At 72.6% G+C, this 16,992-nt stretch carries 20 protein-coding genes; 7 read left to right on the top strand and 13 right to left on the bottom strand.

Annotated elements, in window-relative coordinates:
- Nucleotides 1-28 precede the first annotated feature (28 nt).
- Complete coding sequence (locus ACFYZB_RS02340) at nucleotides 29-439, bottom strand: hypothetical protein (RefSeq protein WP_388753317.1); 411 nt, start codon at nucleotides 437-439, stop codon at nucleotides 29-31.
- A gap of 326 nt (nucleotides 440-765) precedes the next feature.
- Here ACFYZB_RS02340 and ACFYZB_RS02335 point away from each other — a divergent pair, with 326 nt between their 5' ends.
- Both ACFYZB_RS02335 and ACFYZB_RS02330 read left to right on the top strand, forming a co-directional pair.
- Entirely contained in the window at nucleotides 766-1,149 is a 384-nt protein-coding gene (locus ACFYZB_RS02335; protein ID WP_351208851.1) for a nuclear transport factor 2 family protein, read from the top strand.
- A 99-nt stretch (nucleotides 1,150-1,248) separates the two neighbouring features.
- Nucleotides 1,249-1,533 (top strand): DUF1905 domain-containing protein, encoded by a 285-nt coding sequence (locus tag ACFYZB_RS02330; RefSeq protein WP_388753314.1) that lies wholly within the window; start codon nucleotides 1,249-1,251, stop codon nucleotides 1,531-1,533.
- Nucleotides 1,534-1,708: 175 nt separating this feature from the next.
- On the opposite strand, the gene mgrA is transcribed toward ACFYZB_RS02330, so the two are convergent.
- Nucleotides 1,709-2,701 (bottom strand): L-glyceraldehyde 3-phosphate reductase, encoded by a 993-nt coding sequence (gene mgrA, locus ACFYZB_RS02325; protein ID WP_388753312.1) that lies wholly within the window; start codon nucleotides 2,699-2,701, stop codon nucleotides 1,709-1,711.
- Between the two features lie 144 nt (nucleotides 2,702-2,845).
- Between mgrA and ACFYZB_RS02320 the strand changes: the two genes are divergently transcribed.
- The 3 genes from ACFYZB_RS02320 to ACFYZB_RS02310 all read left to right on the top strand — a co-directional run bounded on the left by ACFYZB_RS02320 (nucleotide 2,846) and on the right by ACFYZB_RS02310 (nucleotide 5,886).
- The gene (locus tag ACFYZB_RS02320; RefSeq protein ID WP_388753310.1) at nucleotides 2,846-3,772 is read left to right on the top strand and encodes a LysR substrate-binding domain-containing protein; all 927 of its coding nucleotides are present in this window, start codon (nucleotides 2,846-2,848) and stop codon (nucleotides 3,770-3,772) included.
- Nucleotides 3,773-3,839: 67 nt separating this feature from the next.
- Entirely contained in the window at nucleotides 3,840-5,342 is a 1,503-nt protein-coding gene (locus ACFYZB_RS02315; RefSeq protein ID WP_388753307.1) for a carotenoid oxygenase family protein, read from the top strand.
- 28 nt (nucleotides 5,343-5,370) lie between these two features.
- Entirely contained in the window at nucleotides 5,371-5,886 is a 516-nt protein-coding gene (locus tag ACFYZB_RS02310) for a DUF664 domain-containing protein (RefSeq protein WP_388753304.1), read from the top strand.
- Here the strand turns inward: ACFYZB_RS02310 and ACFYZB_RS02305 are convergent.
- The 10 genes from ACFYZB_RS02305 to ACFYZB_RS02260 form a co-directional block, all read right to left on the bottom strand.
- Nucleotides 5,868-6,947 (bottom strand): adenosine deaminase, encoded by a 1,080-nt coding sequence (locus ACFYZB_RS02305; RefSeq protein ID WP_388753301.1) that lies wholly within the window; start codon nucleotides 6,945-6,947, stop codon nucleotides 5,868-5,870. The two genes, ACFYZB_RS02310 and ACFYZB_RS02305, sit on opposite strands and share 19 nt — an antisense overlap.
- A 62-nt stretch (nucleotides 6,948-7,009) precedes the next feature.
- Entirely contained in the window at nucleotides 7,010-7,402 is a 393-nt protein-coding gene (locus ACFYZB_RS02300; protein ID WP_388753299.1) for a VOC family protein, read from the bottom strand.
- A gap of 140 nt (nucleotides 7,403-7,542) precedes the next feature.
- Nucleotides 7,543-8,469, bottom strand: a complete 927-nt coding sequence (locus ACFYZB_RS02295) for a M48 family metalloprotease (RefSeq protein WP_388753296.1) — start codon at nucleotides 8,467-8,469, stop codon at nucleotides 7,543-7,545.
- Nucleotides 8,466-8,846 (bottom strand): BlaI/MecI/CopY family transcriptional regulator, encoded by a 381-nt coding sequence (locus ACFYZB_RS02290; RefSeq protein WP_351208842.1) that lies wholly within the window; start codon nucleotides 8,844-8,846, stop codon nucleotides 8,466-8,468. The genes ACFYZB_RS02295 and ACFYZB_RS02290 overlap by 4 nt, the downstream gene beginning before the upstream one ends.
- Before the next feature lie 313 nt (nucleotides 8,847-9,159).
- Nucleotides 9,160-10,065: an aldo/keto reductase gene (locus ACFYZB_RS02285; protein WP_388753293.1), complete on the bottom strand. Its 906-nt coding sequence runs from the start codon at nucleotides 10,063-10,065 to the stop codon at nucleotides 9,160-9,162.
- Between the two features lie 41 nt (nucleotides 10,066-10,106).
- On the bottom strand, nucleotides 10,107-11,429 hold the full coding sequence (locus ACFYZB_RS02280) for an aldehyde dehydrogenase family protein (RefSeq protein ID WP_388753292.1): 1,323 nt from the start codon (nucleotides 11,427-11,429) through the stop codon (nucleotides 10,107-10,109).
- Between the two features lie 112 nt (nucleotides 11,430-11,541).
- Nucleotides 11,542-12,774 carry an RNA polymerase sigma factor gene (locus ACFYZB_RS02275; protein ID WP_388753289.1) on the bottom strand — a complete coding sequence of 411 codons (1,233 nt, stop codon included), beginning with the start codon at nucleotides 12,772-12,774 and terminating at the stop codon, nucleotides 11,542-11,544.
- A gap of 124 nt (nucleotides 12,775-12,898) precedes the next feature.
- Nucleotides 12,899-13,321: an ATP-binding protein gene (locus ACFYZB_RS02270; protein ID WP_351208838.1), complete on the bottom strand. Its 423-nt coding sequence runs from the start codon at nucleotides 13,319-13,321 to the stop codon at nucleotides 12,899-12,901.
- Nucleotides 13,322-13,437: 116 nt separating this feature from the next.
- Nucleotides 13,438-14,229, bottom strand: a complete 792-nt coding sequence (locus ACFYZB_RS02265) for a zf-HC2 domain-containing protein (protein WP_388753286.1) — start codon at nucleotides 14,227-14,229, stop codon at nucleotides 13,438-13,440.
- Between the two features lie 25 nt (nucleotides 14,230-14,254).
- Nucleotides 14,255-14,875 (bottom strand): sigma-70 family RNA polymerase sigma factor, encoded by a 621-nt coding sequence (locus ACFYZB_RS02260; RefSeq protein ID WP_388753283.1) that lies wholly within the window; start codon nucleotides 14,873-14,875, stop codon nucleotides 14,255-14,257.
- A 148-nt stretch (nucleotides 14,876-15,023) separates the two neighbouring features.
- On the opposite strand from ACFYZB_RS02260, the gene ACFYZB_RS02255 reads away from it, so the two are divergent.
- Nucleotides 15,024-15,524 carry a cupredoxin family copper-binding protein gene (locus ACFYZB_RS02255; RefSeq protein ID WP_388753281.1) on the top strand — a complete coding sequence of 167 codons (501 nt, stop codon included), beginning with the start codon at nucleotides 15,024-15,026 and terminating at the stop codon, nucleotides 15,522-15,524.
- Nucleotides 15,521-16,507: a metallophosphoesterase gene (locus ACFYZB_RS02250; protein WP_388753279.1), complete on the top strand. Its 987-nt coding sequence runs from the start codon at nucleotides 15,521-15,523 to the stop codon at nucleotides 16,505-16,507. The genes ACFYZB_RS02255 and ACFYZB_RS02250 overlap by 4 nt, the downstream gene beginning before the upstream one ends.
- A gap of 88 nt (nucleotides 16,508-16,595) precedes the next feature.
- On the opposite strand, the gene ACFYZB_RS02245 is transcribed toward ACFYZB_RS02250, so the two are convergent.
- On the bottom strand, nucleotides 16,596-16,946 hold the full coding sequence (locus tag ACFYZB_RS02245; RefSeq protein WP_388753277.1) for a YciI family protein: 351 nt from the start codon (nucleotides 16,944-16,946) through the stop codon (nucleotides 16,596-16,598).
- Nucleotides 16,947-16,992: the final 46 nt, after the last annotated feature.

Here is a 16,992-nt window from a genome sequence, read left to right as displayed (position 1 = left end):
GAGGACGACCCCGGCCGACGGACACGTGTCAGGCCACGGGCATGACGAGGGCCGGCAGGGTGCGCTGCATGCGCAGCGCGTCGACGGACTCGGCGAGCAGTTCGTACTCGGTGGTGTCGTCGCTGGCGGCGATCCGCACCAGCCGCCCGTCCGCCAGTTCGTCGGCCACGCGCTCCTGCCGGAGGTCGTCGGCGCACCAGGCGCGCAGCAGGGCGGGCACGTCGGCGACCGTGCCCGCGACCGGCACCAGCGCACCCGTCGGGAAGGCGGGGTCCTCAGGACTCGGATCCAGTCGTTCGGCGATCCAGGACGCCCGGTCGCGCAGCCACCACAGGGCCAGGGCCAGCGTCGGCGCGCGATAGGTGCCGAGCGGCACCCCGATGCGCCGGCCGTCGCACATGCCGTACGCCGTGACATGGCACAGGAATTCGTCGTGCACGTCCCACTCCCCCGTCGCCTCGCTGGTTGCGCCCGGCCCGGCCTCGCTCTCCGTGCGGCTCCTGTGCGGTGAAGTGCCCCTGATGTTCGAGTATCGCCACTCCCGAAACACTGTCACCATGACTTTCCGGCCAGTCTGTTGGCATATTCACCGCCTGTTCTGGCCGGAACGCACCGGCACGTTCCGGGCGCCCGGGCATTACCAGGCAGGTAATCGACCCGCCCCCGCTGCTCCGGCATGGTGGTCACACCGGATCGGCGAAGCCCCGGATCCGGGCCTGACCAGCAGTTACCAGCAGTCACGACCTCGATGGAGGCTGATTCAGCATGTCCGTGAACACCGACCGTTACGAGAGCGCCGCCGCCCGTTACTTCGAGGCCTGGAACGCCACCGAGCCGGAGGCCCTGAAGAAGGCGGTCGCCGCCGCGTGGACCGCCGACGGCGGCTACACCGACCCTCTCGCCGACGTCCGCGGCCACGAGGGCATCGCGGCCGTGATCGCGGCGGCGCACGAGCAGTTCCCCGGATTCGTCTTCCGCCCGCTCGGCGCGGTGGACGGCCACCACGACACCGCGCGCTTCGCCTGGGAGCTGGTCAACGAGGCCGACGGCTCGGCTCCCGTCGCCGGGTTCGACGTCGTCACCCTGGACGACGAGGGCCGGATCCGGCAGGTGCTGGGCTTTCTGGACCGGGTACCGGCGGCTGCCTGACAGCGCCCGGCCGGCGATGAGTTCCGCCGCGCGCGGGGGTCTGCCCTGGCGGAAGACGACCGACACGGCGCCGCGCGCGGCGGAAGACGGAGGCACACCATGCAGGCGAGCGGTCCGGTGGACGTGGAGTTCACCGCGGTCCTGGAGAAGAGCGGGCAGGACGGCGGCTGGACCTATGTGGTCTGGCCGCACTCGGCCGGGTTCTTCGGCACCCGCGGCCTGGTCAAGGTCCGCGGCACGGTCGACGGCCACCCGTTCCGGAGCTCCTTCATGGCCCTGGGCAACGGCCGGCACAAGCTCCCCGTGAAGGCGGACATCCGGAAGGCGATCGGCAAGCACGAGGGCGACACCGTGACCGTGCGCCTCGAAGAGCGGCTCGGTTGACGCGGCGCCTGCGGGAACCGGCTCGGCCGACCCGGCGGCCGCTGCGGACGGCGGCCAGGGCTGTGCCGGGCGGGCGTGCCCCGGGCGCGGGGCGGGTGCCGGCCGGCTGCCGGCCGATGCCCGCACCCGATCACCCGGGACCACCGACCACGGGCCGCCGCCGGCCCCGGCGTCCTCAGACCTTCAGGATCGCGTCGATCCGTGCCAGTTCCTCCGCGTCGAAGTCGAGGTTGCGGAGGGTGCCGACGCTGTCCTCGAGCTGTTGCGGGCTGCTCGCGCCGACCAGGGCGGAGGTGACCCGGCCTCCGCGCAGCACCCAGGCCAGGGCCAGCTGCGCCAGGGTCTGGCCGCGGGACTCGGCGATCTCGTCGAGGGCGCGCAGGCGGGCGACGAGGTCCTCGGTGACCGCGTCCGAGTTCAGGAAGGGGCTGTCGCTCGCGGCGCGGGAGTCCTCGGGAATGCCGTCGAGATAGCGGCCGGTGAGCAGGCCCTGCTCCAGCGGGGAGTAGACGATGGAACCGACCTGGAGTTCGTCCAGGGTGGTGAGGAGGTCCTGTTCCTCGGGGCGCCGGTCGAGCATCGAGTAGCGCGGCTGGTGGATGAGGAGCGGGGTGCCGAGGCCGGCGAGGATGCGGGCGGCCTCGCGGGTCTGCTCCGGCGAGTAGTTGGAGACGCCGACGTACAGGGCCTTGCCCTGCTGCACCGCCGAGTGCAGGGCGCCCATCGTCTCCTCCAGCGGAGTGTCCGGGTCGGGGCGGTGCGAGTAGAAGATGTCGACGTAGTCCAGGCCCAGGCGCTTCAGGCTCTGGTCGAGCGAGGACAGCAGGTATTTGCGCGAGCCCCATTCGCCGTACGGGCCGGGCCACATGAGGTAGCCGGCCTTGGTGGAGATGACCAGCTCGTCGCGGTACGGCGCGAAGTCGGCCGCCAGGGCCTCGCCGAGCGCGGACTCGGCGGCGCCGGGCGGCGGGCCGTAGTTGTTGGCGAGGTCGAAGTGGGTGACGCCCAGGTCGAAGGCGCGGCGCAGAATCGCCCGCTGGGTCTCGGCGGGCCGGTCCGGGCCGAAGTTGTGCCACAGGCCGAGGGACAGCGCGGGGAGCTTCAGTCCGCTGCGTCCGGTGCGCCGGTAGGGCATCTCGGCGTAACGGTCGGGGTGTGCGGTGTACAACGCGACTCCAGAGGGGTTGGCACACGGTCTTCCCGGCTTCCGGGAGCCGCAGGGCTCCTGGTCACCGGTCCCACTCTTCCCCGCACGCCGGGCAGCGGTCCAACAGAAGAATCCGATGGAATTGTGCGGCTAGGCTTCTCAATCATGGAACTGCGCCATCTCCAGCACTTCGTCGCCGTCGCCGAGGACCAGCACTTCACCCGGGCCGCCGAGCGCCTCATGGTGTCCCAGTCCGGGTTGTCGGCGTCCATCCGGGCGCTGGAGCGGGAACTGCGGGCGCCGCTGTTCGTGCGTACCACCAGGCGGGTGACGCTCACCGAGGCGGGGCGGGCGCTGCTGGTGGAGGCCGAGCGGATCCTCGCGCAGGTCCGTGCGGCGCACGAAGCGGTCGCGGCGGTGCAGGGCGTGCTGCGCGGCACGCTGGCGCTGGGCACCGAGCAGTGCATCGCGGGAGTGCACCCGGCGCGGCTGCTGGCCGCGTTCCGCGGGCGGCATCCGGATGTGGAGATCCGGCTGCGGCAGGCCGGCTCGGGCGCGCTCGCCGAGGAGGTGGGGGCCGGCAGGCTCGACCTCGCCTTCGCCTACCGCACCCAGGCGGACAGCGACCAGCTGCGCTCGGTGGCCCTGGCGAGCGAGCCGATGATCGTGCTGTGCCATCCCGGCCACCGGCTCGCCTCGGCGGGCGCGGTGCTGACACCGCAGGACCTGGTCGGCGAGGTCTTCGTGGACTTCCACCCGGACTGGGGCCCGCGCCGCACCACCGACGCCGCGTTCGCCGCGGCCGGTGTCCGGCGCACGGTCGCGCTGGAGGTCAACGACGTGCACAGCCTGCTGGACCTGGTGGACGAGAACCTGGGGATCGCGGTCGTACCCCGGCACTTCCGGCACAAGCGGCCCTCGCTCACGGCGCTGCCGCTGAAGGGCACGGGTGAGACGGAGTACGAGACCGTGGCGCTGCTGCCGCCGGACCGTGCCACCAGTCCGGCCGCCCGGGCGCTCGTCGCACTGCTGGAGACCGGAGGCGGGACAGGGGGCCTGGCACCACCCCAGGAGGGGTCCCAGGCCTCCTGATTCCGGCCGTCCGCCGCCGCAGACTCGGGACCGTCGGCCAGGACGACGACGGTCAGGAGGACATGTCATGGCGGAACACACGCGGCGGACCGTGCTGCGCGGGACGGCCGGACTCGCGGCGGCGGGCACACTCGCCGGCCTGGGTGCCGGCCGGGCTGCGGCCCTCCCCGCAATCGGGATGACGGATCGTCATTTCCCTTTTCTGGAGGGGGCATTCGCTCCCGTCACGGAGGAGCTGACGGCCTTCGACCTGCCGGTGACGGGCCGCATACCGCGCGAGCTGAACGGCCGCTTCCTGCGCAACGGACCCAATGTCCTCGGCCTGGAGGATCCCCGGGCCCATCACTGGATGCTCGGCGAGGGCATGGTGCACGGCGTCCGGCTGCGCGACGGCAGGGCCGAGTGGTACCGCAACCGCTGGGTGCGCTCCGCGCAGGTCGCGAAGAAGCTGGGCGAGGCGTATCCGGGACCGGTGCCGCCGGAGGACTTCGCGTGCAACACGCATGTGATCCCGTTCCGGGGGCGGATCCTCGCGCTCCAGGAGGGCGGTCCGCTGCCGTACGAACTCGACGGCGAGCTGGGGACGTCGGGGACGTACGACTTCGCGGGCTCGCTGGAGGGAGCGTTCACCGCGCACACCAAGTTCGACGCGTACGCCGGTGAGCTGCACGCCGTCGCCTACCACGCGACCTGGGACCACGTCCGGCACCTGGTCGTGGACCGCGCGGGAAGGATCTCCCGCACGACGCGGATCCCGGTGGCGGACGCCCCGATGATGCACGACTTCGCGCTGACCGAGCGGCACGTCGTCCTCTTCGACGTCCCGGTCACCTTCGACGCGGCGGCGGCCGGTCGGGGCGCCCCGGTGCCGTACACCTGGAACCGGAGCCATCCGACCCGGGTGGGCGTCATGCGGCGCACCGGCGGACCGGTGCGCTGGTTCGGGATCGATCCGGTCTTCTCCTCGCACACGCTCAACGCCTACGACGAGGGCGACTCGGTGGTGGTCGACCTGACGACCTACCCGGCGCCGTTCCACGTCGCCGGGCGCGGCTCGGACGGCCCGTCCGCCACGGGCACCGCGAAGCTGGAACGCTGGACGGTCGATCTGCGCCACGGCCGGGTACGGCAGCGGGTACTGGACGACCGGCCGCAGGAGTTCCCGCGGGTGAACGAGTCGCTGGTGTCGCGGCGGCACCGCTACGGCTACACGGCCGCGGCGGCGGAGCTGACGGCCGCCTACCTGGCACCTGACGGCGGCACCCCGCCCGACGGCGCCTTCTCCAACGCGCTGCACAAGCACGACCTGCTGCGCGGCGCCACCCAGGTGCACCGGCTGCCCAGGGGCGCGGCGGCGGGTGAGGCGGTGTTCGTGCCCCGGGACGCGGCCGACCACCGGGCGGCCGAGGACGACGGATACGCGATCGCATACGTCCACAACCCCGACCGCGGCGCCGCCGACCTGGTGGTCCTGGCCGCTCAGGACTTCACCGGCGAGCCGGTGGCACGGGTGCACCTGCCCGGACGAGTGCCGCTCGGTTTCCACGGGAGCTGGATTCCGGACGCGTGAGCGGCCGCCGTTTGGGATGGTGGACGGTATGCATGCGAAGGACATCCTCATCGACGGCTACGGCCGCATCCAGGAAGAAGTCCATGCCGCCCTCGACGGCCTCGGACCGGACGCGCTGCACCACCGCCCGGCGCCCGACGCCAACTCCGTCGCCTGGCTCGTCTGGCATCTGACCCGGGTACAGGACGACCACGTCGCCGACGCCTTCGACCTCGACCAGGTGTGGCTCGCCCAGGGCTGGGAGAAACGCTTCGGCCTCGACCTGCCCCGCCACGACACCGGGTACGGGCACAGCCCGGCCAAGGTCGCGAAGGTGCGGGTCGAGTCCGCCGACCTGCTGACCGGGTACTACGACGCCGTGCACGAGCAGACCCTCGGCGCGCTGCGCGGCCTCGCCGCCAAGGATCTGGAACGGATCGTGGACGAACGGTGGGATCCCCCGGTCAGCCTGGGCGTGCGCCTGGTGAGCGTCCTGTCCGACGACCTTCAGCACATCGGACAGGCCGCCTACCTCAGGGGGCTCGTTCAGAGCGCGGCGGCGTAGCCGGGCAGGACGACGTCCTCGATGAGGGCCTTGCGCTCGTCGAACGGGATGAAGGCGCTCTTGAGGGCGTTCACCGTGACCGTGCGCAGGTCCTCGACCGTCCAGCCTGCCTCCTCGACCAGCAGGGCCATCTCCCGGGTCATCGTCGTCCCCGACACCAGCCGGTTGTCGGTGTTGAGGGTGACCCGGAAGCCGAGGTCCTTCAGCGCGGTGATGGGATGTTCGGCGATCGAGGTGGCGCAGCCGGTCTGCAGGTTGGAGGTGGGGCACATCTCCAGGGCGATGCGGCGGTCGCGCACCCAGGAGGCGAGCCGCCCGAGCTTGCCGGCCGCGAGGTCGGGGATGTCCTCGGTCAGGCGGACGCCGTGGCCGATGCGCTGGGCGCCGCACACCTGCAGGGCCTGGTGGATGCTGGGCAGACCGTGGGCCTCGCCGGCGTGGATGGTGAAGGGCACGCTCTCGCGGCGCAGGTGCTCGAAGGCCTCGAGGTGGTCGGCGGGCGGGAAGCCGTCCTCGGCGCCGGCGATGTCGAAGCCGACCACCCCGGCGTCGCGGTAGGCCACGGCCAGCTCGGCGGCCTCGCGGACCCGGTCGAACATCCGCATGCCGCACAGCAGGGTGCCGACGCGGACCGGGGTGCCGGCGGCGGCCGCCTTGGCCATGCCGGCGGCGAGCCCCTCCTGGACCGTCTCCACGACCTCGCGCATCGTCAGCCCGCCCTGCGTGTTCAGCTCGGGGGCGTAGCGCACCTCGGCGTAGACGACACCGTCGGCGGCGAGGTCCAGCACGTACTCCTCGGCGGTGCGCAGCAGGCCCTCGCGGGTCTGCATGACGGCGAGGGTGTGCTCGAAGGTGGCTATGTAGCGCACCAGGTCACCGGAGTTGGCGGCCTCGAAGTACCAGGCGGCCAGCTCCTCGGGGTCGGTGGTGGGCAGGGTGTGACCGATCTCCGCCGCGAGTTCCACGACGGTGGCGGGGCGCAGGCCGCCGTCGAGGTGGTCGTGCAGGACGGCCTTGGGGAGGCGGCGGATCACTTCGGCGTCTACGCGCGTAGCAGTCATGACGGGTCTTTCCTTGAGCAGGCGGTTCACAGTGGCGGCAGGAGCGTGCCGCGGGGGGAGGCTCAGCCGGCGGGCTGGAGCAGGTCCCAGCGGTTGCCGTAGAGGTCCTGGAAGACGGCGACGGTGCCGTACGGCTCGTGCCGCGGTTCCTCCAGGAAGGTCACGCCGGCCGTGGCCATCCGGGCGTGGTCGCGGGCGAAGTCGTCGGTGTGCAGGAAGAACCCGACGCGTCCGCCGGTCTGGTCGCCGACGCGGGCGCGCTGGGCCTCGTCCTTGCCGCGGGCCAGCAGCAGTCCGGTGCCGGTGTCCGGGCCGCCCGGTTCCACGACGACCCAGCGGGAGCCGTCGGGGCGCGGGGCGTCCTCGGCCAGCCGGAAGCCGAGGGCCTCGGTGTAGAAGCGGATGGCCTCGTCGTAGTCGTCGACGACGAGGGTGACCAGGGCGACGCGTCGCATCGGGACCTTCCGGTGGGGGCGGTTAGCGGGTGAGGTTATACGTAAAACCCGGCCTGCGCCAGTCGTGGTTCTACGCGCGTTGCCACGGGGTGTTCCGGGTGTGTGCGATGCGGGGGCGCGCCAGGGGCCGGACCGGTGCGTCAGGGTCTCTCGTCGCCCTGGGCGACCTCGACCCGATGGTGGAAATCGGCCAAGCCGACGACCGAGGCGGCGCAGGAGACGCCCGTGCAGGCTATGAGGAGGGCGGCGATCGCACGGCCGGCCCGGGGCACGAGCGGAGCGGCCAGCAGGGCCTGGACGCGCTGCGGGACCGGGCCGGTGGTCGCGGCGGGCGCGAAGTCGGGGCGCTCGGAGTGGACCGCCTGTCCGGCCAGGGCCGCGCGGGCGATGGCCCGGGCGATCAGGCGCCGGTCGCCGACGCCGACGGCGGCGGCCTCGTCCGCGGCGCGCTCGGCGGCGAGGCGGATCGTCTCGCGGGCCGGGCGGAGCGCCGGATGACAGTGCGCGGCGAGTTCGGCGGCGGCGAGGAAGTAGTGGTGGTGGCCGGCGTTGTGCGCCCGCTCGTGCGCGAACAGCGCCTCTCGCTCGGGACCGTCCAGGCTGCGCAGCATCGCGGTGGTCACGACGATGCGGTGCGGGCGGCCGGGCAGCGCGTAGGCGTCCGGGCGGGGCGAGTCCACCACGCACAGGTCGCCGGCCGCGGGGCCGCACCCGGCCTCCGTGCGGGCCGCACGGAAGGCGCGGGTCTGGTGCAGCACCGAGCGCACCAGCGTCCAGCCGCAGACGGCGAGCGCGCCGACCGAGGTCGCGGCGGCCGGCAGCACCACGAGGTCCGAGGCGGTGCGCAGCGGGTGGATCAGCTCGCCGAGCGCGGCGAAGAGCGGGACCTTGAGCAGCCCGACGAGCACGAAGGAGCCGAGCGCGGCCAGCGAACTGCCGGCGAGGACGACCGCACAGCCGGTGACGGCCCACAGCGCGGCGACCGGGGCCAGCCGGTCCAGGGCCCGGCGGGCCAGTGCCGGCAGGGCGAACGGCAGCAGCAGGGGCAGCAGGAGGAGTGCGGTCATCGTTCGTCGGATTCGAGCAGGTCCCGCAGGATCCGTTCGTCGTCGGGGCTGAGCTGGGCGACGAAGCGGGCGAGGACGATCTCGCGGTCGCTGTCCCGGTCCAGTTCGCTGTGCATCCGGCGGGCGGTGAGGCCGTGCGCGTCCTGGACGGCCCGGACCGGGAAGTAGGCATAGCCGCGGCCCTGGCGGCGCCGCTCGACCACGCCCTTGTCGTACAGGCGAGTGAGGATCGTGGTCACCGTCGTACGTGCCAGGTCCGTGCCGAGGCTCAGCTGGACCTGGCCGGTCGTCTGCGGGGTGCCGGCGGCCCACAGTGCGGCCATGACACTCGCCTCGAGCTCACCGGCCGGCCGCCGCTCGTCCTTCGCCTCGGTCATGGAAACGTCCCTCACCCCGTCTTCGTGTTAGGGCAGCGCGATCGTCTACACGATAGTAGTCAATCGAGCCTATGTACGGCTGTGCCCCGCACTCATTATGGGAGGGCACTCGCACGGGGCAGCCGTCGAGGGACAGAGGTCCGGGCTGCGACCGCGGGCCGCACTGACCGGGACCGGGCCTCAGGGGCCGCCGGGGCCGGGGGTGCGACCGGGGCCGCCGCCCCCCGGACCAGGGGCCCCACGGAAGCAGGTGGAGCCTCCCCCCGGACCAGGGACGGCGACGCCTGAGACCTCCACCGGCGGCCCGAGTGCGTCAGCTCGTGGGGGTGTGGAGGGCGTCCAGTCGGGTCAGTTCGTCCGTCGTGAGGCGCAGCGCGCCCGCCGCGACGTTCTCGGCGAGGTGATCGGGGTTGCCGGTGCCGGGGATGGCGAGGACGTGCGGGCCCTGGTGCAGGGTCCAGGCGATGCGGATCTGCGCCGGGCTCACGCCGTGGGCGCGGGCGATGTCGCGGACGGTGTCGTCGTGCGCGTCGGCCGCCGCCTGCGGTCCGGCCTCGCCCGCGACCGCGTAGAACGGCACGAACGCGATGCCGTGTTCGCCGCAGAGGCGCAGCATCTCGTCGTCGACGGGGTCGGGTCGGTCCAGGGCGTACCGGTTCTGCACGCACACCACCGGGGCGATCTCCAGCGCCTCGGCGAGGTGGCCTGGTCCGACACCGGAGACGCCCAGGTGGCGGATCAGCCCGGCCTCGCGCAGTTCGGCGAGCGCTCCGAAGTGCTCGGCGATCGAATCCTGGCCCTGCCGACGGAAGTTGACGATGTCGAGGTGGTCGCGCCCGAGCTGGCGCAGGTTCTCCTCCACGTGCCCGCGCAGCTGGTCGGGGCGCGCCGCGTTGCCCCACTCGCCGTAGTAGTCCCGGAAGGGGCCGACCTTGGTGGCGATGACCAGGTCGTCGGCGTACGGGGCGAGGGCGGTGTTGATCAGTTCGTTGGCGGAGCGCGTGGCGGAGAAGTAGAAGGCGGCGGTGTCGATGTGGTTCACGCCCAGTTCCACGGCGCGTCGCAGCACCGCCAGGGAACGTGCGCGGTCGCTGGGCGTACCGAGGTGGAACGCGGCGCTGCCCGTCAGCCGCATGGCTCCGAAGCCGATGCGGTGGACGGGCAGGTCGCGGAGCTTGAAGGTGCCGGAGGCATCCGCGGTGATCGGGTCAGCGGTCATTCGGCGGAGTCTCGCACATCAGTCCTGCCGCGCAAGCGAATTCAGCTCAGCGGCTTCTCCAGGACCGCCTTGCGGTGGCTGAACGTCTCGATGGAGTACCGGCCGTGGTAGCTGCCCATGCCGCTCTCCCCCACCCCGCCGAACGGCAGGTCCGAGACGGTGAGGTGGGCCAGCGGGAGGCCGTACCCGAGGCCGCCGGAGGAGGTTTCGGCGGCGATGCGGGCGCGGGTCCTCCCGGACTCGGTGAAGACGTACAGCGCGAGCGGCTTGTCGCGGTCGTTGATGAAGGCGATCGCCTCGTCGAGGCCGGACACGGTGACGATCGGCAGGATCGGGCCGAAGATCTCCTCCTGCATCACGGGCGACTTCGGGTCGACGCCCGCGAGGACGGTCGGCGCGATGTACTTGGTGTCGCGGTCGCTCTCGCCGCCGACCGCGGCCCGACCGGAGCCGAGCAGGCCGAGGAGCCGGTCGAAGTGCCGCTCGTTGATGATCCGGCCGTACTCGGGCGAAGTCGCCGGGTCGGCGCCGTACAGCGTCTCCACCGCGCGCACCAGCGCGGCCTCCAGGGCGACGGCGGTCTCCGGGTCGGTCAGGACGTAGTCCGGGGCGACACAGGTCTGGCCGGCGTTGAGGAACTTGCCGCGGGCGAGCCGGTCCGCGACCGCGTCGACGTCGGCGTCACCGTCCACGAACACCGGGGACTTGCCGCCCAGTTCGAGGGTGACCGGGGTGAGGTGCTCGGCGGCGGCGCGCATCACGATCCGGCCGACGGTGCCGTTGCCGGTGTAGAAGATGTGGTCGAAGCGCTCGGCCAGCAGGGCCGTGGTCTCCGGGACACCGCCCTCGACCACGGCGACGGCGTCGGTGTCCAGATAGGCGGGGATCAGCTCGGCGAGGGCGGCCGAGGTCGCCGGGGCCAGTTCGCTCGGCTTGGCGACGACCGCGTTGCCGGCGGCCAGGGCGCCGACCATGGGGGCGAGCAGCAGCTGCGCCGGGTAGTTCCAGGGGGCGATGACGAGGACGACGCCGAGGGGGTCGTACTGGGTCCAGGCCGTCGCGTCGGCGCCGAGGTGGGCCGGGACCGGCGCGGGCTCCGGGCGCAGCCACTCCTCGATGTGGCCGAGGGTGTGGTCGATCTCCCGGACGGTGAAGTCGATCTCGGTGCGGTACGCCTCGGTGCTGCTCTTGCCGAGGTCGGCGTGGAGGGCGGCGGCGAGGTCGGCGCCGCGCTCCGTGAGCAGGGCGCGCAGCCGGCGCAGCTGGCCGGTGCGCCACTCGACGGGCTTGGTGCGGCCGGTGGCGTAGGTGGCGCGCAGCCGGGCCACGATGTCGGCGGGCTGCTCGATGGCGGAGTGGTTCACGGGTGCCTCGCTGGTGGTGCACGGGCGGCTTCGGGCCCGAGCCTGGTCGGTGGATGTATTTGCCAACCTTTCAGATCCTCAAGTTCATTCCGACCGGTCGGGGTGACGCGGGTCACGTCGCCCGGGGGTGGGTCTCCCGACGGCGCCGCTCCAGGTAGGCCCGTTCCGCCTCGCTCCCGGCCAGTTCGGCGGCCAGGCCGTACTCCACGGCCGCCTCGGCGGTGCGGCCCAGGCGGCGCAGCAGGTCGGCGCGGACGGCGTGCAGCACGTGGTAGCGGTCGAGGCCGAGGGCGTCGACCAGGTCCAGCGCGGCGTCCGGCCCCGCCGTCTCCCCCACGGCGACCGCCCGGTTCAGGGCGACGACCGGGGACGGCGCCACGGCCATGAGCTGGTCGTACAGGCGCAGGATCTGGTGCCAGTCGGTGGCCTCGGCGGTGGGCGCGTCGCTGTGCACGGCGTTGATCGCGGCCTGGATCTGGTACGGACCCGGTCGGTTTCGGAGCAGGCAGTGGCGGACCAGGTCCTGGCCCTCGGCGATGAGCTCACGGTCCCACAGGGTGCGGTCCTGCTCGGGCAGCGGGACGAGGACGCCGTCCGCGCCCTGCCGGGCCGGCCGCCGGGACTCGGCCAGCAGCATCAGTGCGAGCAGGCCGGTCGCCTCGGGCTCGTCCGGCATCAGCGCGGCGAGCAGCCGGCCGAGGCGGAGGGCCTCCGCGCCCAGGGCGGGGTCGCCGGTGTAGCCCTCGTTGAAGATCAGATAGACGACCGCGAGGACGCCGCCGAGCCGCTCGGGCAGGTCGGTGTCACCGGGTACGCGGTACGGGATGCCCGCGTCGCGGATCTTGGCCTTGGCCCGCACCAGGCGCTGTGCGAGGGTCGGCTCCGGCACCAGGAAGGCGCGGGCGATCTGGGCGGTGCTCAGCCCACCGAGCAGACGCAGGGTGAGGGCGACCCGGCTCCGGAGGGCCAGCGCGGGGTGGCAGCAGGTGAAGATCAGGCGGAGCCGGTCGTCCTGTACGGGCCCCTCCTCGGCCGCCGTGCCGGACGGGCACGGGTCGGGCGTGAGCAGGTGCGGCGCGTACAGCCGGGCGGCCTCGGCGTGCCGGGCGCCGCGGGAGGACTCGCGGCGCAGCCGGTCGATGGCCCGGTTGCGCGCGGTGGTGATGATCCAGCCGGCCGGGCTCGGCGGCACGCCGGTCTCCGGCCAGTTGCGCACGGCGGTGGTGAAGGCGTCCTGCACCGCCTCCTCGGCGAGGTCGATGTCGCCGAGGAGGCGGACGAGGACGGAGACCGCGCGCCCGTACTCGGCGCGGAAGACGGCCTCGACGTCGACGGTGTCCGGCATGGGCGCCCGTGCCCTTCTGTCCGATCATGCCGCGCCCCGGACGACGCCGGCCGTGGGGTGGGGTGCGGCCCGGTGGGCGGCAGCGGTACTGCCGTGGCCGGCCGTCGGAAGCGTCCGGGCTCGATCATGCCGGACACCGCAGACAGGCGCGGACCTCCCGGCCGCCGCACGTCTGGTGGACCTCGGTCGACTGCGCGAGGGAGTCGACGATGCCGGTGCCGCGGCCGTGCTCGTCCGGGGCGACGTCGTGGCGCACGCGCTCGACCGCCGTTCCGGAGTCACTGACCACGATCTGCAGGGTGCCGCCGTCGAGGACGAGCAGCAGCGTCATGCGTTCGCGGCCGTACTGGGCGGCGTTGGCGGCGAGTTCGTCGACGATGAGGACGGCGGAGTCCCGCTCGCTCTCGGGAACGCGCCAGCACTCCAGCAGCTCCGCCGCGAGATGACGGGCGGCGGGGACATGCGCCTCCTGCGCGGGCAGGGTGAGCATCGCCTGGTGGTGGCAGGACCGTGCGGGGAGTGAGCCGGCACGGTCGGAATCGGTCACGAACATGGTCTTCTGGCTCTTCTGCGTAGGAACCCGTATGTGAGCACTCATTCAGTTCTACGGACGACAAGCGCATATGGTTCGAGCTGTTCGCACCTTTTGTGCAACTTCTCGCGTCACGCCCGGATCGTGACCAGCTTCTGGCCGTTGCCCGCGACGATCTCGAAGTGCTCGATGGCCGCCGGGGTCATCGGGACCGCACCGGGGATCGTCGTGCCGGCGGGATACGCGCCCGCCCGCCAGGTGGCGGCGTCCGCCCTGGTTCCACCCGGCCCGACCGCCTGCAACCGGCAGGTGATGCCCGCGGGCGCCCCATGGGCGGAGACCTGCAGCACGCTGCCCCACGCCGAGGGCGAGACCCGCACCGAGGCGGTGACGCCGGTGGTGGAGTCGCTCCCCGAGAAGATGCGCGACGGTGCCGGCGTGACCGGTGCGGGCCGCGTCGCCTGGCCGGCCACGGATCCGCCGAGCGCCAGCCAGGTGCCGCCGGCCGCCGCCCCGGCGACCAGCGTCAAGGAGGCGGCCGCAGTGGCCAGTTGCCGCCGCCAGGTCCTGCGGCGCCGGGCAGCGGCCTGCTGGAGCATCCGGTCGAGCAGGCCCGCCCCGGCAGCCCGGGGCGCCGCGGGGGTGCCGGGCGGGGCCTCGGGCGAGCCCCCGGCACTCTCCGCCGCCCGCCGCACCAGCCGGTCGGCCGCGTCCTCGTCACCGACGGGTACGGGCCGCCCCTCGACCTCCGCCGCGGTGACCGTCGCGAGCAGCGCCGGAAGTCCGGCCAGCTCGGCGTGTTCCGCCCGGCACGCGTCGCATTCCGCGAGGTGCGCACGCACCCGTTCGGTCTCCGCCGGGGACAGTACGCCCAGGACATATCCGCCCAGCGCCAGCCGGAGGTCGTCGTGGTCCGCGTTCATGGCCGGTACCTCCTCCACGCCGTGGTCATGGCCCGATGCCCCGTTCCCGCAGTGCCAGCCGGAGCGCGTGCAGGGCGTAGTACGTCCGCGACTTGACGGTGCCCGGCGGGATGCCCAGCACCTGAGCGGCCTCTGCCACGGTCCGGCCCCGGTAGTACGTCTCCAGCAGGACGGCACGATGGTCCGGGGACAGCGTCCGGACGGCCTCGGCCACCGCCCAGCTCTGCAACGCCCGCTCGATCCCGTCCTCGCCCGGCGTCTGCTCCGCGGCCCGCTCCAGGGCCTCGCCGCCCACCTCCGCCGGCCTCGCCTGCCGGGCCCGGTGCGCGTCGATGACCAGGCGCCGGGCGACCGTGCACAGCCAGGCCCGCGCCGGACCGCGTGCCGGTTCGAACGCGGCGGGGTGCTGCCATGCCCGCAGCAGCGTCTCCTGCACGACATCCTCGGCCCACTGCCGGTCTCCTGACGTCAGTCGCAGTACGTAGTGGAAGAGGGGGCCTGCGTGCTCGGCGTACAGAGCCCGGAGCAGTTCCTCGTCCGTGGTCGAAATGGTCCCGTTACCCGAGACACGGCGCCCGGAGCGATTCGGATCGGCCGCCTCACCACGTTTTCGAGCACTCCATGGCATAAGCCGATCATCACGCATATGTATCTGTTTGTCGTGTCATACCCCATAACTCATGAGAAAGACGACGAAAAGCCGCGGAACCACCGAACCGCTCGCCACCGCCGCCCGTGGAACCAGGCATGAGCCGTCGCGGACGGCATCACCCGATCAGTGGGGATGGAACATCATGTACGTCAACTTCCGCCCTGTGGGCCGCCGAACGCGCTGTGCGGCCGGGCTGGCCGTCGCCACCGCCGGTGCGCTGGGCCTCCTGAGCGCGTGCGGCCAGTCGCCCCGCTCCCCGGACAGCGCTTCCCTCACTCCCGGCCAGGGTCAGCATCAGCTGGCCGGGATGCCCGGCGCCTCGGCGATGCCCGGCATGACCATGCCGATGACGTCTCCGAGCAGGAGCGCGGTCGCGGCGCCCGTGTCCGCGGACGCCGTGACGATCAAGAACTTCGCGTTCTCCCCGGCCACGCTGAAGGTCAGGGCGGGCACGACGGTGACCTGGACCAACCAGGACACCGACGCCCACACCGTCACCAGCGCCGGCCCGGGCGGCCCGCTGCGCTCGCCCGCCCTCGCCACGCACGGCACCTACACCCACACGTTCACCCGGCCCGGCACCTACGCCTACGTCTGCACCATCCATCCGTTCATGACCGGCACCGTGGAGGTGACCTCATGACCGCCTACGACGACCATCACGGCCCGGCACCGCTCGACGACGCCGAAGAACCTTCCGAACACGGCATGAGCCGGCGGCAACTCCTGCGGCACGCCGGATGGTTCGGCGGCGCCGTCGTGCTCACCGTGGCCGGCGGAGAGGTGATCAGCCATGTCGCGGGCGCCCGGGACGGCACCGCCGAGGCCGCCACGGCACCGGGCGGCGCGCTGCGGTTCGTACAGATCTCCGACAGTCACATCGGCTTCCAGGGCCCAGCCAACACGGACGTGGTCGGCTCGTTCACCGAAGCGATCCACCAGGTCAACGGGCTCGGCTTCCGACCCGACTTCGTCATGCACAGCGGCGATCTGACACACCTGTCGACGGCGGGGCAGTTCGACCAGGTCAGGCAGATGATGACCGGGCTGCGGACGGACCGTGTCTTCACCGTGCCGGGCGAGCACGACTCCATCGGCGACGCGGGCCGCGCCTACCGGCAGACCTTCGGCAAGGGCACACTCGGCGACGGCTGGTACAGCTTCGACACCCACGGGGTGCACTTCGTCGCCCTGGTCAACACCCTCAGCCTGGAGAAGCTCGGTCACCTGGGCACCGCGCAGATCGACTTCGTCCGCAGGGACCTCGCGGGTCTGCCGTCGGACACCCCCGTCGTGGTCTTCAGCCACATCCCGCTGTTCGCCATGTACCCGAAGTGGGGCTGGAGCACGGACGACGCGTTGAAGGTGATCGCGCTCCTGCGCCGCTTCTCCTCGGTCACCTGTCTCAACGGGCACGTCCACCAGCTGTTCACCAAGACGGAGGGCAACATCACCTTCCACTCCGCCACCACCACCGCCTATCCGCTGCCCGAGCCGGGGCGGGCACCCGCCCCCACTCCCCAGGTCGTCCCCGCCCGACAGCTGAAGGACGCACTCGGCATCCGCACCGTGGACTACCGGCGCGGAGACCAGCAGCTGGCGATCAAGGACGAGCGGCTGGCATGAGCCCGGAGGGAGTCCTCCTCCCCGCCCCACCCCGGTGCACCTCGCGGCCGCCTCGTCCGGGCCGCGAGGTGATCCCGGCGCGATCGGGTCAGTGCTGGTCCACGAAGGGCCGTACCTCGATGGGCAGGGTGGTCGCCAGGGCGGCCTTTCGGCCCCACTCCAGGGCCTCGTCCAGGTCGGCGGCGCGGATCAGGCAGAGTCCGCCCAGGTACTCCTTGCCCTCGGCGTAGGGGCCGTCGGTGATGAGCACGTCGCCGCCCTCGGGACGGAGCATGGTGGCGGTCTCCGGGCCGTGCAGCCCCCCGGAGAACACCCAGGCTCCGGCGGCGCGCAGCTCGTCGTTGAACGCCTTGACGTCGCGCATGATCGCGGCAAGCGCGTCGGGGGCGGGCGGGGTCACGCCGGTCGGCTGGACCACGCTGAGCAGGTAGTGCTTCATGTCTTCCTCCTGGTGACTTCAGGGTCTCTCGGATGCGGGACACCTC

Origin of the sequence: Streptomyces sp. NPDC001852 (assembly GCF_042891825.1) — a bacterium.
Taxonomy (GTDB): domain Bacteria; phylum Actinomycetota; class Actinomycetes; order Streptomycetales; family Streptomycetaceae; genus Streptomyces.
The sequence above is the reverse complement of the archived record's forward strand: the minus strand, read 5'-3'. Positions and strand labels throughout refer to the sequence as shown.